At 67.3% G+C, this 13,795-nt stretch carries 16 protein-coding genes and 1 pseudogene; 2 read left to right on the top strand and 15 right to left on the bottom strand.

Annotated features, from left to right (window positions below; translation table 11 throughout):
- From H5J30_RS06205 to H5J30_RS06190, 4 genes and pseudogenes are all read right to left on the bottom strand, one after another.
- Nucleotides 1-396, bottom strand: a pseudogene (locus H5J30_RS06205) (hypothetical protein); the annotation flags it as partial.
- A gap of 89 nt (nt 397-485) precedes the next feature.
- Nucleotides 486-905, bottom strand: a complete 420-nt coding sequence (locus H5J30_RS06200) for a hypothetical protein (RefSeq protein WP_181786148.1) — start codon at nt 903-905, stop codon at nt 486-488.
- Between the two features lie 313 nt (nt 906-1,218).
- Nucleotides 1,219-1,992, bottom strand: a complete 774-nt coding sequence (locus tag H5J30_RS06195) for a hypothetical protein (protein ID WP_181786147.1) — start codon at nt 1,990-1,992, stop codon at nt 1,219-1,221.
- A 177-nt stretch (nt 1,993-2,169) separates the two neighbouring features.
- Complete coding sequence (locus H5J30_RS06190; protein ID WP_181786146.1) at nt 2,170-3,171, bottom strand: DUF4007 family protein; 1,002 nt, start codon at nt 3,169-3,171, stop codon at nt 2,170-2,172.
- Between the two features lie 208 nt (nt 3,172-3,379).
- Between H5J30_RS06190 and H5J30_RS06185 the strand changes: the two genes are divergently transcribed.
- On the top strand, nt 3,380-3,763 hold the full coding sequence (locus H5J30_RS06185; RefSeq protein ID WP_181786145.1) for a hypothetical protein: 384 nt from the start codon (nt 3,380-3,382) through the stop codon (nt 3,761-3,763).
- A 533-nt stretch (nt 3,764-4,296) separates the two neighbouring features.
- On the opposite strand, the gene H5J30_RS06180 is transcribed toward H5J30_RS06185, so the two are convergent.
- From H5J30_RS06180 to H5J30_RS06130, 11 genes are all read right to left on the bottom strand, one after another.
- Nucleotides 4,297-4,815, bottom strand: coding sequence for a hypothetical protein (locus tag H5J30_RS06180; protein ID WP_220188585.1), 519 nt, complete (start codon nt 4,813-4,815; stop codon nt 4,297-4,299).
- On the bottom strand, nt 4,796-5,041 hold the full coding sequence (locus H5J30_RS06175; RefSeq protein WP_181786144.1) for a hypothetical protein: 246 nt from the start codon (nt 5,039-5,041) through the stop codon (nt 4,796-4,798). The genes H5J30_RS06180 and H5J30_RS06175 overlap by 20 nt, the downstream gene beginning before the upstream one ends.
- A gap of 309 nt (nt 5,042-5,350) precedes the next feature.
- A complete protein-coding gene (locus H5J30_RS06170; protein ID WP_181786143.1) occupies nt 5,351-5,605 on the bottom strand; it encodes a hypothetical protein in 255 nt (84 codons plus the stop codon).
- Between the two features lie 580 nt (nt 5,606-6,185).
- Complete coding sequence (locus H5J30_RS06165; RefSeq protein ID WP_181786142.1) at nt 6,186-6,755, bottom strand: hypothetical protein; 570 nt, start codon at nt 6,753-6,755, stop codon at nt 6,186-6,188.
- Nucleotides 6,756-6,841: 86 nt separating this feature from the next.
- On the bottom strand, nt 6,842-7,600 hold the full coding sequence (locus H5J30_RS06160; protein WP_181786141.1) for a hypothetical protein: 759 nt from the start codon (nt 7,598-7,600) through the stop codon (nt 6,842-6,844).
- Between the two features lie 297 nt (nt 7,601-7,897).
- Nucleotides 7,898-8,242, bottom strand: coding sequence for a hypothetical protein (locus H5J30_RS06155; protein WP_181786140.1), 345 nt, complete (start codon nt 8,240-8,242; stop codon nt 7,898-7,900).
- Nucleotides 8,243-8,607: 365 nt separating this feature from the next.
- Nucleotides 8,608-9,297 (bottom strand): hypothetical protein, encoded by a 690-nt coding sequence (locus tag H5J30_RS06150; protein ID WP_181786139.1) that lies wholly within the window; start codon nt 9,295-9,297, stop codon nt 8,608-8,610.
- A 54-nt stretch (nt 9,298-9,351) separates the two neighbouring features.
- The gene (locus H5J30_RS06145) at nt 9,352-10,041 is read right to left on the bottom strand and encodes a hypothetical protein (protein WP_181786138.1); all 690 of its coding nucleotides are present in this window, start codon (nt 10,039-10,041) and stop codon (nt 9,352-9,354) included.
- Between the two features lie 9 nt (nt 10,042-10,050).
- A complete protein-coding gene (locus H5J30_RS06140) occupies nt 10,051-10,509 on the bottom strand; it encodes a hypothetical protein (protein WP_181786137.1) in 459 nt (152 codons plus the stop codon).
- 446 nt (nt 10,510-10,955) lie between these two features.
- Complete coding sequence (locus tag H5J30_RS06135) at nt 10,956-11,984, bottom strand: DUF932 domain-containing protein (protein WP_181786136.1); 1,029 nt, start codon at nt 11,982-11,984, stop codon at nt 10,956-10,958.
- Nucleotides 11,985-12,208: 224 nt separating this feature from the next.
- Entirely contained in the window at nt 12,209-12,625 is a 417-nt protein-coding gene (locus H5J30_RS06130) for a hypothetical protein (RefSeq protein ID WP_181786135.1), read from the bottom strand.
- A 342-nt stretch (nt 12,626-12,967) separates the two neighbouring features.
- On the opposite strand from H5J30_RS06130, the gene H5J30_RS06125 reads away from it, so the two are divergent.
- On the top strand, nt 12,968-13,738 hold the full coding sequence (locus tag H5J30_RS06125) for a transposase family protein (protein ID WP_181786134.1): 771 nt from the start codon (nt 12,968-12,970) through the stop codon (nt 13,736-13,738).
- Nucleotides 13,739-13,795: the final 57 nt, after the last annotated feature.

Here is a 13,795-nt window from a genome sequence, read left to right as displayed (position 1 = left end):
GGCCCGGTGAACCGGCCGCGGACCCCGGGCGGGCGCGGGCGGTCTGCCGCTCCAGGGCGGCGCGGTAGGTGCGGTGGGTGGGCTGGTCACGTGCGGTTCTCCTTGTCTGCCAGGGTGGCGATGTGCCGGTAGGCGGCGATCCAGCGGCGGCGCGCCGTGTAGTTGCTCCGGGGCGCCGGGACCGGTGAGGATGAGCTGGGTGACGCCCGGCCTGTTGCCTTCGGGCTCGCGAGTGTGAGCGGTGGAGGCGGGGCGCCAGGGGCCGAGCGGCCCGGCTTCGAGGATGCGGATGCCGGGGACGAGCAGGCGGGCCTGTACCCACATGCCGCCCTCGGGCATGACGAACTCGCTGCCGTCGTCGGGTTCGACGGTCGGCACGTTGTCCTGGTTGTTCATCGCGGCGTTCCCTCCTTGGGTTGGGGCGGCGGGGCCGGCGGCTCGCCCGGGGGGCGCTTCCGGCACCTCCAGTCCGGGACGGGGGTGGGTTAGAGGTCGAGGTGCGGTGCGTCGGCGTAAGTCACGCCGGGCTGCGACGGCAGAGGCTCGCCGGTGGCCGCGTCGGTGCAGTAGGCGGCGCGGGTCTCGTCGGCGGTGAGGGGCAGAGCCTTTCCTGCGTCGATGCGCCAGGTCCGCACGGTGTCGGTGACGGGGCTGGTCACGGTACGCAGCACCACGCTGCCGCCCTCGGGGCTGTAGACGGCTCCGGCGAGCACGGCCACCGCGCCGGACAGGGCGTCCTTCTCCAGGGTGGTGATGGCGCCCCGTTTGATGACGAGGAACCTGATGATCAGCGGCGGCCCACCCGGCCCTGTGGCAGACGAGAGGGTGAGCACGTGCAGGCCGTCCCCGGCAACCGCTATCAGGGCGTCGAGCAGGTCCTTGGCATGGCGGGCGGGGTCGAGCATGGGTGTTCTCCTCCGAATGGGTGAGGGTGGGCAGGCAGGGGTGCGCCCGCCGCGCTACAGAGGTAGGAGTGGGCGAGCCCCCGGGGGGTAAGGCAGGGTGGTGCGCTGCTCGCCGCCGGCGGTTTCGGTCTGGCCGATGAGCGTCTTGGCCGCGGTGATGCGCCCGGCGCACAGCGCACGCGGTCGTAGCCGTTACGACCTTGCTCGCGGTATTGAGCTGGGCGTCGATGCGGAGCCTCCCCCGGCCCTCGGCAGCCACGCGACCTCCAGCGTGTCTTCCCTGCGATGCTGCACGCGCACGCCATCACGGGTCCTAGAGCCCACAGCTCAGGGGCTTGCTCCAGCCCGCGACTGCCTTCTGTCTCATCGGACCGAGTCCAATCAAGTCCAAGCTGGTCAGCGTCTTGTGGACGCCCAACTGTGTTGAGACGGGATTACCGGACGCCGACGAGCGCTGTCGCAAGTGGTCGAGAAGCCAGAACACTCGGTGGGGCGCCAGTTTCCCGGCCACCGCGCGTGCCAGCGGCCCGGCGAGGGCCCCTCCGGGCATGCCCCGCTGGTCACCAGGCGCATCGGGGTGGTGGATGGTCCTCTCCAGTGCCAGCGTGGCCAGGCTGATCACGGCAGAAATGGAATGCAACGAGCCTGCGGCAGGGCGCAGTGCTGCCCTGACTTGCGACGGCCGCGGGCCGGCAGCCAGCGCAGCCTGGATGAGCGGACGCGTCTGCGAGATGGTGGTGGCCTGCTGCTCCGCGGCACGGATCGACTCGTCCGTGACCGGGCGCTCGAAGAATCGACCGACCAGGTCCGCGGCGTCCGCGATCCGCTGTGCGTCCACGGGTCGATCCTGCGTCAGAGCGTAGGCGTCGGGGCGGCCGTCGGGCATGCGGTAGCGGTCGGGACAGTTGTGCGCGACGTTCAGCAGCAGCAGGGCGGAGAAGTCGATCAGGCTCAGCGTCCCGCATCGGTTGGCAAGAGCCTGCACGGCCCTCAGCGCGGTGCGGGCGTCGTTGCGGTAGATGGCGGCGTCCACGTAGACGATGACGGCGGTGCCGACCGTGGACCAGTAGTCGCGGTATTTGGACATGGAGTTCTTCCTCTTCGTGTCGTTGAAAGTGGGCAGGGCACGATGTCGTGCCGAAGCAAGCGCAGTTGGATCGCAAGAGCGCCGCGAGGTACTGCAGCCGGGAAGCGTTGCTGCCGGCGATGCAGGTGCGCGCATATCGCAGGGGGATTGGCCTGCAGGAGACGGACGAGTTTGTCGTCAGCGCGGGGCGCCGGGCCCGTCCGAGAGGTTGTAGTAGGCGGCGAGCAACCGGTCGGCCAGGGCACGGGGCGGTGCGGCGAAGGAGAGCAGTTCGCCGTCCAGGCTCGATTCGCTCAAGGTGACGTAGTTGGCCAGAGGGCCGTTGGCAGCCCAGGACAGGGCGGCGTGCAGCGCGCGGTGATCAGTCAGCATGAGCCGGCCTGGCCCCAGCGGGTCGGTATGCAGGCGGGTCAGGGCAATGCTGCCGGGGCCCGTTGTGCCCCAGGTATGGGCGTATTCCAGGCTGGCGCTGGCCAGGATCGCTCGGGGAGCGACGTTGCCGCGGTGCCGGTGGATCAGCAGTTCGCCGCCGCGAGAAGCCGGATCTTCCGTACCGTCACGGTGCTCGGGCGCGGCATCGACCAGTCCGAGTTGCCGAAACGGGCTGGTGAGGAAGTTTTCAAGCCCCTCTTCCGGGATCCGGGTTCCTGGCCGATAGCGGGGTTCGGCGTACATGGCGATCAGTGCCGTGATGTCGCGGTTGATCAGCGAATCGGCAGGCTCGCGCCAGCCCGCGGCCACTGCCGCTGTCCGGACGGCATACCGCAGCTCGCTGCGGAGGAAGTGCCACCTCCACCACTGGCCGAACAGCAAGCGGAAGGTGGGGACGTGGCAGGGCCGGGCGCTGAGCAGCCACCAGTGCAGCAGCCACAGCGTGCCGGGATCCTCCAGGTAGGGATCGGCGCCCCGATCTTCGTCGAGCAACCATGCCGCACGCCGGGTCGCGACGGCCGGATGGCCTCCGGAACGGCGGTCGCCGATACGGATCAGGCCGAAAGCCCGGGACCAAAACCGCATGGCGCGCACCATCGAGCTGCCCACCCCCAGCACCACCGGTGCCTGAGGGCGGGAGAAGACCAGCGGATCAGCCCCCACAGCGACGTGAACCTTCGGCAGCCACCCGAGCCGCGGCGGGTAGGAGCCGTGCCGGCCGAAGTCGGGCACACAGTTGCCGAACACAGCATCACCTCCTTTACATCACCACGAGCACCGGCTGGGCGCCGTCTGTTGTGCCTCGACGGCCCCATCGGCACGGACATCTCTGCGCGCTCGACCGCTATGCGCCGACCCGCAGTTGACACTGAGTCCAGTTCGCCGGAGCGCAGTGGCTGGACGGATCACAGCCCGCTAGGCTCGGCTCCGCCCCGAAACGGAGGTCGGCTCCATCGTGTCCAGGAACGTCGATGCCCAGACGCAGCTTCCCGAGCCTGCCGAACAGAAGTTGATTGCGTTCATACGCCAGATTGCAGAGCCCCTCGGCATCGCTGGAGGGGCAGGCTGGGCCCACCCCACGCAATACCACCTCCTCCTGGCGCACGGCCGTCTCTTCACTCATAAACCCCGGCCCGCCGACGTTCAGAAGTTGCCAGATCGCGACTGCTACTACAACGCAGCGAAGATCGCCCGCGCACACCGCGATCACGGCCTGGTCTACGCCGAGGGATACGCCACAACGAATGCGTTCCCCCTTCCCCACGCATGGTGCGTGCGACCTGACGGCGTTGTCGTCGATCCCACTGGGACCAACCTGATCCCACCACCGCCTATCTAGGCATTGCCCTGGCAGACCCGCACCTATGGCCGCGAGAAGGTGCGGCCGTTCTCGACGACCCTGTCCGCTTCGTTCCGCTGCTCCGCGATGGACCACCGCGCAATTCCATTGCCGACGTGGGTCGACCACTGACGAACACTCAGGGAGTAGAATGATGGAGGACCAAAACGACGTCAAATCCAAACGATTGCGTTCCGTTCAGGGATACCGAATTGCTCACCTGGAGCGCAGTTGCTATAGGCGACAGGTACGCAGATCACAGGGTCGTCCGGGACGCACGTCGGCGAGGCGCTGAATGCGCTGTTCGTTACGGTCGGTCGCGAGATTCCGAGTAGAATTGATGGCCATCTACTAGCCGACTTACTTGCAGCGGACGGGTTCGATGGGGGCAATTCAGAAATGCCCTGATCCGCTTTGTCGGCTAGAGCGCTGGCCGACAGCTTCGAGGTGGCGGGGTCGCAGTGGGCGAAAGAGCCAAGGGCAGCTGACACTTCCGGCCACCAGCTGAAGCGGGACAGCAGGGCGAGGACAGGTCAGCCGCCGGGTGGGAGTTCGTTGTCGCCCGGGTCCATCAGGATGCGCAGCAGCGTCCAGCCCGGCGCCCGCTCTCCCGGCATGACCTCGCTGGTGAAGATCTCCGGCTCGTCGAAGACGGGGGTACTGTCCGGCCGGCGGGTGTAGGGCACCAAGCCGTAGTCCACCCCGTCACCGACGTCGAAGGCGGTGAAGGTGATGGCCTCCTGCTCGCCCTCGCGCAACGGGTGGTTGGAGACCGCGCGGGCCGAGATCCCGTCTGCGGTCTGGAGCCATACCTGGGGGACGGCAAAGACCCATCGGAGGGCCTGGATGCGGCGGGCGTGCTCGGCAGCCCTGTGTTCGAACGCGGCGGCGGTCTCCAGATCGCGCAGGTAGTCGAAGTCCGAGAGGGTGAGCGTCTGTTCGCCCTGCAGGATGACGATGGCAGGACAGTCACGCGCCCGGATGGCCCGCTGCAGTCGCTCAACGACGTCCTCAAGCAAGGTGAGCATGGCCTCATTCACTCGCTCGCTCACCCCCCGAGCGCATGTCCTGCTGCCTGTAGCCGTGGTAGACGTCCATGATCTCCACGCGGGCCCGGTCGCCCAAGTGGGCCAGATACAGCAGCGTGCGCGTGATCTCGGCTCGCTCCTGCTTCGCCTTCCTCCTCGGCCCTTCCGCCGGCTCCGCCTCGTTCAGCTCTTCGAGGCCATCGCGTAGCTCAGAGACGGTCTCCAGGACCTTGTCCAGATCGATCTTCACCGGCTTCTCCTTAGCTCACCGGCAGTCTGCCGCATGCAGCCGGTGGGACAAGCCCGCACTCACCTTCGTCCGCGGCCGACCGGGCCCCCGCACCTCCCACGCCGAACTGGACCCGTGTGACCCGTCCGGGCACCATCCCCAAGGGGCCGGAAGCGTGCGAACGTGCCTCGGCCGAGGACAATGCGCGGCGGTCAGGGCACCTCGGTTGCGCCCCGATTACGCTTCCGGGAAGAGGGCAGGGAACATTCGGCGGGCAGATCGCAGGTGCCAGGTGCAGAAGGGCTCGTCCCCGGAGCGGCCCTGGTCGCACTACAGCGCCGGGTCCGTGTCCTCGTCGATCCTCTCGGCCCAGTCGACGACCCAGCCGCAGGTGTTGCCTGTGGCCCGCGCGAACAGAACCTCGAAATCGGAGGCGGATACGGAATCGGCCCGCTGGTTCGTACGCTCGTGGACGATGCTGAGGCCGGGAACATCCTCAGTCTCAGTGTGCTCGAACTCCGCCGTCCCCTCGCCTTGCCGGCCGTCCTCTCGCCACAGCAAGGTGCCGTCGGCGTAGACCTCCACTCGCCGCGACTCGGAGCGGTACCGGCCGTTGATCTCCTGGAAGACCTGGAACGGGTCGCGGTGGGGACGAACCAGCCCGAGGAACGTGATGCGCCGGTACTGACCCGGGGCACACCGGTGAGGCTGGCCCGCAGGTTCAGCATGTGCTCGTCGAACTCCCCGGGTGTCTTCGCGCCGAAGCTCATCTTCTGACCGAAGTGGCGACGGATGAACGCCTCCTCGATGTCTCGGACCAGCAAGGGCGAGCCGTCCTCGCGGGTGAGAATCGGCTGTCCAGCCTCCTCGTACAGTGCGAGGAACGTCTTCACCCGGCGCAGGGCTTCGGCGAGGTTGTCCTCGGTGAACTCCTCCATGCCGAGGTGTACGGCGATCATGTAGTGGGTGAGCGGGTGCGGGGTGCTGGTGTCCGTTACCGGCAGGACGCTGTAGCCGTTGCCCTTGTTCGGGCCGTCGTCGGTCATGGCGGGGCTCGCTTTCATGGGTGCATGCGGGATGAGGAAAGCCCCGGCTCTTATGCCGTCCGGGAACAGGCGCGACGCCGGCGTGGTATCGCGTGGGCGTTCAGGCGCCTGCTGGCGATTCAGAGGGTCTTCGAGTCGCGCAGGATCTGGCAGATCTCCATGGCCACCCCCGGGTCGTCCCAGGCGCCGGGCTCGCCCTCGGTGCCCTCTTGGAGGTGCACGGTGGCGACCAGCTTGCGAAGGCGGACGTAAGGGTGGTTGACGATCTTGCTGGACGCGGACTCGAAGAGCTGGGCCGCGGCCCCGCGCGCTGCCCGGTCTTCCAGCATCTGGCCCGCGGGCCCGTAGATCCCGGCCAGGTGCCGAGGCGCCCGGAGTTGCTGGGTAGCAAGACTCTCCCATCCGCCGGGCACACACATCTGGTGCGTCATGAGGTAAAGCGTCTCGCCCTCAATAGGGCACGAGTCGGGAATCTCCTTCAGGGCAGTACGTCGCTCGCCGAGCCTGGGGACGGCAGGCTCCCGGGTCTCCTGCCGGGTGTCGCGGATCGGCCTGGAGAACTCGCCCTTGCTGTCCCGCAGGATGAGGCGGTCCTCTTCCATGCGCACGAAGGTCACCGTGTAGCCCTTCTTGGGCTCGAAGGTCTCGCCCTGGGCCACCGGCTTGCCATCGTGGAAAATGTGCTGCATGCCTGCCGTCCCTTCCGATTACGGGCAAGAAAGAAGCGTCTGCCGGGACGGCGAGCCGCGTATGTGCTGAGTCTTATCTCCGAATCTCACTCGATGTCGACGCGTCGGCCGTCGACCAGGCGGAACGGCTTGGACAGCGGCTTGTCCCCCACCCGCGTCCAGAAGACGGTGAAGCCCTGGCCGGCCCACCTCTTGATGGCGGCCTCGCCGCGCTCGACGGTTGCGAAGCGCCTTTGGCGGCGGCTTGAGCTGCCGTTGATGCGTCCGATCACGAGCATGGGCTCGTCGTCAGTCTGTGGCCGCATCTCGCGGTGGACGACGGCGTAGGGTGCCGGTCGGCCGCGCTGACGCTCGCTGCGGGCCGCGTTGAGGAAGTCAAGGATGCGCTGCCCCTTGACCTCGGCCTGCACCCGCAACGAGCCCGGGATGCCGTCAGGGAGAATGACGGACTGCTCGCGCAGGTCTGTGACGATCTCGGTGCGGCGGACCGTGACAGGTCCGACGTACAGACGGGTCAGAGCCTTCACCCGGGCGTCGTTATGGAACGGGTAGAGCGTGACGGTCTCGTTGCGCCATGCGCGGAACTCCTTGTCGGGCGAGATCCGTACCGATGTGGGCTCGATCTTGCCAGTGAGAACGTCCCGTCCGACGTGCGCGGTGAGGTTGTGTGGGTCGGGTTCACGACGCGTCACCTCCCGGTAGAAGGGGTACCAGCCGGGCCCATAGAGTCCGGGCGAGTCGTCCAGGGCGTACGCCCAGGTCCCCAGGTTCAACGCGACGGCGTACCCGTCGAACTCGTCCTCTTGGCCGATCGACGGGGGGCGGTATTGGGGAAGTTTCGGCATGGGAAAGTGCTCCTTTCTGAGCGTGGGAACTGGCCACCGTCACGTGTGCCGTCACGGAATTGCTGTCGCGCCCGGGCGCTTGGCCGCTTCGCGCATACGAGTCTTCAGCGGCTCCAAGCCACACGCAGTACGTGCACCAGCCCTCAGGAATCGGCCGTTCGTCGAAGCCGAGTTCGTGCGGGATCTGTTGCCACAGCGTCAGCGGCTCGCCGAGATCAGGTGCGTGACTCTCCTTCGGCACACCGAGTTGAGGTGCTGCCTGCCGCAGGGTCTACCACCGCTGGTCCATCACAGTTCTCATTGCTCGTGTGAATCGTCGTCGGTGGGCGAATCCAAGAGGTGCCGAAGTAGTTCGAGGGCCTCCTCGGCCCGGGGCGGGTTCCTGCGGACAGGTCGCTTCTTGAGGACATGCACATCCAGGTCCAAGCCAAGAAGTTCCCCCTCCGGGCTGGTTTTGAGCCGGTAGCTGTCGCGTGTGATCATCCAGGCGTCCCAGTTGTCCGCTGGTGCTCCAGCCCGGATCGCGTGATCGTCTGGCGTGGCCTGAGGGCATACACCCGCAGAGTCGCCGTCCTGTCGGCCGGCCGGATGCGCGGGCAGCACGGGTGAGCGGCGGTAGTGGCTCATCGCTCCGTTGAGCATGGGGCAGTGCTGCCGAGAATAGGGCAGGCATTCTGGATGGACAGCAGGCTCTGGCGCATATCCCACTTCCGTATCCATGGGCCTGACGAGCAAGCAGATCCGCGTTTCCAGCCGCTGACCGCACACCTGGCACAGACCGCGCACAAGAGCCAAGTGACGTTTGGCCGCATCGATAGCTCCGAAAACCGGTCGCCCCTGGTGCTCAGCAGTGATCCAGGGCACGACCAGTCCACCGACGATGGGGCGGCCTAGACATCGAAGGGGGACAGCGTGAATCGTCATCGAAACTCCTTTTCGTCGTTCGTTCTCACCCGCCGCCGCGACGCCGGTGCACTCGCCAGCAGCAGATAAGGAAGTTGGGGGCGTTAGCCCGCCGCCGTCAGATCAGCCAGGTTGAACACGAACAAGAACTGCAATTCGTCCTCGGCTACCCGCTCGTGCTCGTGCAGGGCGTACCTAGCAGCGAACCGATCGAGGTCCGAGATTTCCTGGATGGGGAAGTCGGGCCAGCGAGCGATGACATATCCCCGGGCACGGTTGGCGAGCCCTTGCTCGGCCTCCTCGTCCCGGCTGGTGATGACGTGTGAGAGGAAGTCCCGGTCGAAACCCTCGACCAGATTGCTCGCCACCGTGATGGCCGCCCACAGCAGACCCTCGTCGTTCTCGGCCTCGTCCTCACGCAACTCGGCCACGACACCGGCCAACTCGCCGCTTTGTTCCCGGGAGTCAGTGACGTCGAAATCCTTCTCCTCGGCCGCGCGGTACGCCTCACGCCAGTCGGCCTCGGGGTACCTCGCCCCGATCACTTCGTGGCTTTCTGCGGCCGGCCCGGTCGGATCGGTGGTGGGGGCGGCCCAGACGGTGGTGCCGGTCCAGTTGCGCAAGAAGACGTTGCCGTCCTCGTCCTGCCAGTCGACGACACCGCGCGGCTGGAGCACGGGCATCGCCTTGATGGGGGTCTGCATCGGGTGCTGGCGGTCGTTCTTGCCGCCGAAGAGCACGAAGCCGTCGGCGTCGGCTAGGGTCAGCGCTTCTCTCGCTTTGATCAACTGCATGAGCTTCCTCTCTGTCGATTAGTCGACATTTGGGCCATGGGTGTGCTGAGGTTGCTACTGCTTGGCCTTGAGGGACACCTTGTACCTGGTGGAGCCGGTCTCGAACTCCTCGTCGCCGCCCACGAGTGCTTCGACTGCCAGGTCAATGGCCTCGCAGGCTGCTTCGACGGTCTCTCCTCGGAAGCTGATCGTTCCGGTCACCTCCGGCCCGACGCTCACGTAGGGGGTGAAGCCATGGAGATACCCCTCGTAGGTCTTGGTGCCGGTGTGGAGCTTGAGGCATGCCCACATCCCGGTCTCGGGCGAGTCCGCGGAGCCGACCGAGTTGTGCCCCACTCGTACGTCGTATTGGCCGTCGTCGCGCCGCTGGAGGTAGCCGATTCCACAGGCGGCTCCTCGCGTAGTGAGGTCCACCAGGAAGTCTGCGTCGTCGAGCGGAACGAGGGAGATCAGCACGCCGTGCTTGGGCAGCAGCTCGGGGTTCAGCGGGCGGGAGGTGTCCTGGGGGTTGGTGCGGTCGGACTGCTCGGGCGCCTTGAACCAGTACATGAATTCCGCGGCCAGGTACTTGTTCTCGAAGCCGTGCACCGCGCCCTGGGTGCCGGTGAGGCCGGCGTGCTCGGCGACCCAGCCCGCTGCCTTCGTCGGGTAGGTGACCCCGAGGGCCTCGCCGGTGTCCTTCAGGCTCACGCGCAGGCGATTGTCGTGCGCGGGGTCGACGGGGTCGAAGTGGAACTGCGGCATCGTCTGCTCCTACTCGTAGAGGGGGTTGTGGAAGGTGATGTCGGCGATGGCGCCGAACGTGTCGCACACGGCGTCGGTGACCACCGCCAGGCGGCGCTCGCGTGTGCCCTCCAGCTCTGGGAAGCGCAGCACTGCGGCGATCGCGCCTTCGGGGGCGCGGAGGATGACGTCCTCGCGGCCGGGGGTGTAGGTGGCGAAGTACGTGTTCTCGTACTTGTTGATCAGCTCGTGGACGTGGAAGACGACCTGCTGGTAGTTCGCGCTGTGCTCAGGGTTGATCAGCTTCGGCTCGGGCCGGCCCCGGTTCTCCAGCTTCTCCGCGAACATCCGGTAGCCCGCCATGTCGAATTTCAGCCGGTACTCGCGGTTGTGGAAGGTGAAAGTGGCCGCGGTGACCGGGTGGTTGACGACCGGCTGCCAGGCTTCGATGTCCATGCCGAGTACGTAGGTGGCCTCGTAGACCCACATGCGTGCCGACTCCTGGGCTCGTCCGTTCCTGCTGACTCCCGGGCGGCGGCTGCCCGGTGGTGGACCCGGCCGGACTCGAACCGGCGGCATGGGGCGCATTGAGGTGCGTGCTCTACCGCTGAGCTACGTGCCCTGGAAGCCCAGACCGATGCCGTGCAGGTCTGTCATGTCCGCGAGGGTGCGGCGAGGGCTGCGGCGGTTGCGCAGCGTCGTCGAAACGGACGTGCGTCGCGGGGGCGTACCAAGCAGCTCGCCGCTGCCAGGCGACGGCTGCCAGAGCGGCGGCTGCGTGGCCCGCCCTGCTCAGGTGGCCGCGCCAGGCCGAATGGGGAGCCGGGCAGGCCGTGTCAGCGCCACGTCGGCGCATGAAGATGGCTGTGTCCTGGGCGGTGGCTGGAGCCGCCGGCCCTCGGGTGCGGGGGGCTGGCGTCCGGCCGGGATACCAGTCAAGCGGCTCGGGCCAGGTCGGTGCGGTCCAGCACCGCGGTCAGCGTGTTCACGGTCCCCAGGTCCAACTCGTCGACGCCACCGGTCACGGCACGCAGCGCGTTGCGCTCCGGGCGGGTGGCGCCGCGCACGGTCTGCTCGTGGTGGGTGTAGGTGTTCACGGCCTGGATCACACCGTACGCGGTGCCGTGCCAGGGGGCGACTCGCTCGTCGTTCGTCCAGAGCCGTGTCAGCGCCTCCCGCTTCTTCTCCGCCAGCGTGCGCCCACGGCCCTTCTGCTCGGGAAGCTCGGCGTGTGCGTCGAGGAACTGCTGCCACTGGCGGTCGGAGACCTCGATGCGGCACAGGTGCGCCACACCGTGGGTGAACTCGTCGGCTAGCCGGTAGACCAGCCCGAGGGCGTCTCGTGCCTGCAAGAGCCGGCCCGCCGATTTCCGCGAGTGCTTGAACCGGAGTTCCTCTCCCGCTTCGGCCAGCGCCGCCGACATGGTGTTGTCGCACACGACGTTGGTGATGGCCCGCTTGTACGTCGTGGACAGGGATCCGTCGAACGACGTGGCGGCCAGCAGGTGCGGGCGGAACGTGACCCCCTCAGGGGTGACGATGTTCTCCGGAACCTCCACGGACACCCACGCCACAGCGCCGCCGCGCAGCAGCCCGGCGGAGCCGATGGACAGTTCGCTGTCGAGCAGCAGGCTGACCTTGTGCAGCAGCCACTCCGCGTAGGGGTGCGGCTCGTAGCCGGGGCTGAAGTACCCCAGCCTGCGCCCCGTGTCGCTGCGGCAGAACGCGACCTTGTCCGGGTCGATCTCCAGCCGGCCGGTCAGCGGGCTCTTGACGTAGACCTCACTGGGCACCGCCTCCCAGTCGAACAGCCGGCGCTGGACGTCCTCTACCGGCACGGCTCCGGTGTAGTGGTTGGACTCGGTGCCCTGGTGTCCACGGCGGAAGTGCCAGGCCGTACCGCGCTTCTCGGTGTATCCGATGAGCGTGTTCTGGTTCAGCCATTCCAAGGTCTCTTTAGACATGCCGAATTACTCCTTCCAAGGGATGCTCATGCGAGGGTGGTCAGTGAACTCATCGCACTGTCGTGGCATATGTGTTGAAGCCGCACAGCAGTCACCGTGCACCTCCCGCGCCTTTCGTATGAATACGGCGGCGACGGGTGTCCGATCGTCGAATCCCGGGCCGTTTCTCGCCCACCAGGGCGCATGTGAGTGGCGTTCAGCGTCTGGTCGAGCCACTCCAGGTTTCAGCGTTCGTGTGAGTCGTGGGTGAGGGGGATCCACTGCCCGAGGGGCTCGCCGAACGCCTCGTCACCCCGGATACGGACCGAGCCCCGCGCCCCGGCGATAAGCCAGCCGACGTGCTGAGTGCCGTGCTCCGGCGTCGTTTCGATCAGCCGGTGGTAGCCGAGCAACGTGCCGATCTGGAAGGAGTCGGCCGCCTTACGCAGCGCGGTCTCGTCCGGCGCCGGGAAGACGTCGCGCTCCAGGTGCTCGCGGACCGCCTCGATCAGCAGGCCCAGCGAGGGGTACGACGGCTCAGGGGTCTCGAAGCCGCACGCACACATCCCCGCGTAGCCGTCGTACGAAGGCCGGCGGACGAACTCGTGCAGGTCCGGTACTCGGCCGGGTAGTCGATGGCTTCGACCGTGATGGATACCCACTTCGCAGCACCACCGGTGATTTCCATCGACTGGCCAACCGCCAAGTTGTCCACTCGCTTGCTCACCCAGTCCTTCACGGACTCGATATGGTGCCAACGGCAGTCTCCGCGGGCCGTGCACCTGGCGCTGCGCGCGTCACTGTGGCACCGGCCCTTCCCGAACTCTTCCATGTCGGAGAACACCATCTTCGGGTTGCTCTCCAGGAATGCGGCGATGGCATCAGCGACTTGGTCTTGCCGTTCGAATTCCTCACATTCCTACATGAGCACCCTGTGGCGGGACTTCCCCCGCACCGTGTCTAAAGCGTGTTGCAGAAGGTCGTGAGCTGGGCATTTGATGGGTATGGCTGGGGTGTTACGTGCTGAGCCGTTGTGGGTGGAGACGTTCACCGGGCTGCGGATGGCGGCGTTCGGGCGGTTGCTGAAGGCGGTGCGTGAGCGTGGTGGAGATGGCGCTCACCTGGGCCGGCCGTGGTGTTTGCCGCTGGCCGAGCGGGTGCTATTGGTTGCGGTGTACTACCGCACGAATCTGACCATGCGGCAGCTGGCGCCGTTGTTCGGCTGCTCGCCGGCCACCGTGTGCCGGGTCATTCAGCGGCTGCGGCCGCTGCTGGCGATCGAGCCGGCCGCCGCGCCGGCCGCCGCCGTGGAGCGGCTGTGGATCGTGGACGGCACGCTGGTCCCGGTGCGCGACCGCACGGTCGGGGCGTCCTCGCGCAACTACCGCTTCTCGGCAAACGTGCAGGTCATCATCGATGCCGACACCCGCCTGGTGGTGGCCGCGGCCCGGCCGGTGCCGGGCACCACGGCGGACGCACGAGCCTGGCGGAACTCAGGACTGGCCCAGTACTGCCGCGGGGTGACAGTGCTGGGCGACGGCGCCTACATCAACGCCGGCCCGATCGTGCCGCACCGCAGACGCCCCGGGCGGGCCCTGCTGCCGGGCGAGGAGGAGGACAACGCCGAGCATCGCCGAGTACGCGCCCGCGTCGAGCACACCTTCGCCCGGATGAAGAACTACAAGATCCTCCGTGATTGCCGGCAACGCCACGACGGGCTCCACCACGCCGTCCAGGCCGTTGCGCACATGCATAACCTCGCCCACACCGCATGAGCACAAGGGCGAAGACAGGCCCCGACCTGCCATGACACAGCCTTCTGCAACACCCTT

The organism is Streptomyces phytophilus (genome assembly GCF_013870535.1).
In the GTDB taxonomy this organism is placed as follows: domain Bacteria; phylum Actinomycetota; class Actinomycetes; order Streptomycetales; family Streptomycetaceae; genus Streptomyces; species Streptomyces phytophilus.
Note: the sequence above shows the minus strand (reverse complement) of the source record. Positions and strands in the feature narration are given on the sequence as shown.

Excerpts from the sequence above, each read along its gene's own strand:
- H5J30_RS06145 (WP_181786138.1), bottom strand. The coding sequence starts at position 10,041 with ATGCCGCAGTTCCACTTCGACCCCGTCGACCCCGCGCACGACAATCGC.
- H5J30_RS06200 (WP_181786148.1), bottom strand. The coding sequence starts at position 905 with ATGCTCGACCCCGCCCGCCATGCCAAGGACCTGCTCGACGCCCTGATA.
- H5J30_RS06125 (WP_181786134.1), top strand. The coding sequence starts at position 12,968 with ATGGCTGGGGTGTTACGTGCTGAGCCGTTGTGGGTGGAGACGTTCACC.
- H5J30_RS06140 (WP_181786137.1), bottom strand. The coding sequence starts at position 10,509 with ATGTGGGTCTACGAGGCCACCTACGTACTCGGCATGGACATCGAAGCC.
- H5J30_RS06135 (WP_181786136.1), bottom strand. The coding sequence starts at position 11,984 with ATGTCTAAAGAGACCTTGGAATGGCTGAACCAGAACACGCTCATCGGA.
- H5J30_RS06150 (WP_181786139.1), bottom strand. The coding sequence starts at position 9,297 with ATGCAGTTGATCAAAGCGAGAGAAGCGCTGACCCTAGCCGACGCCGAC.
- H5J30_RS06160 (WP_181786141.1), bottom strand. The coding sequence starts at position 7,600 with ATGCCGAAACTTCCCCAATACCGCCCCCCGTCGATCGGCCAAGAGGAC.
- H5J30_RS06195 (WP_181786147.1), bottom strand. The coding sequence starts at position 1,992 with ATGTCCAAATACCGCGACTACTGGTCCACGGTCGGCACCGCCGTCATC.
- H5J30_RS06155 (WP_181786140.1), bottom strand. The coding sequence starts at position 8,242 with ATGCTCAACGGAGCGATGAGCCACTACCGCCGCTCACCCGTGCTGCCC.
- H5J30_RS06165 (WP_181786142.1), bottom strand. The coding sequence starts at position 6,755 with ATGCAGCACATTTTCCACGATGGCAAGCCGGTGGCCCAGGGCGAGACC.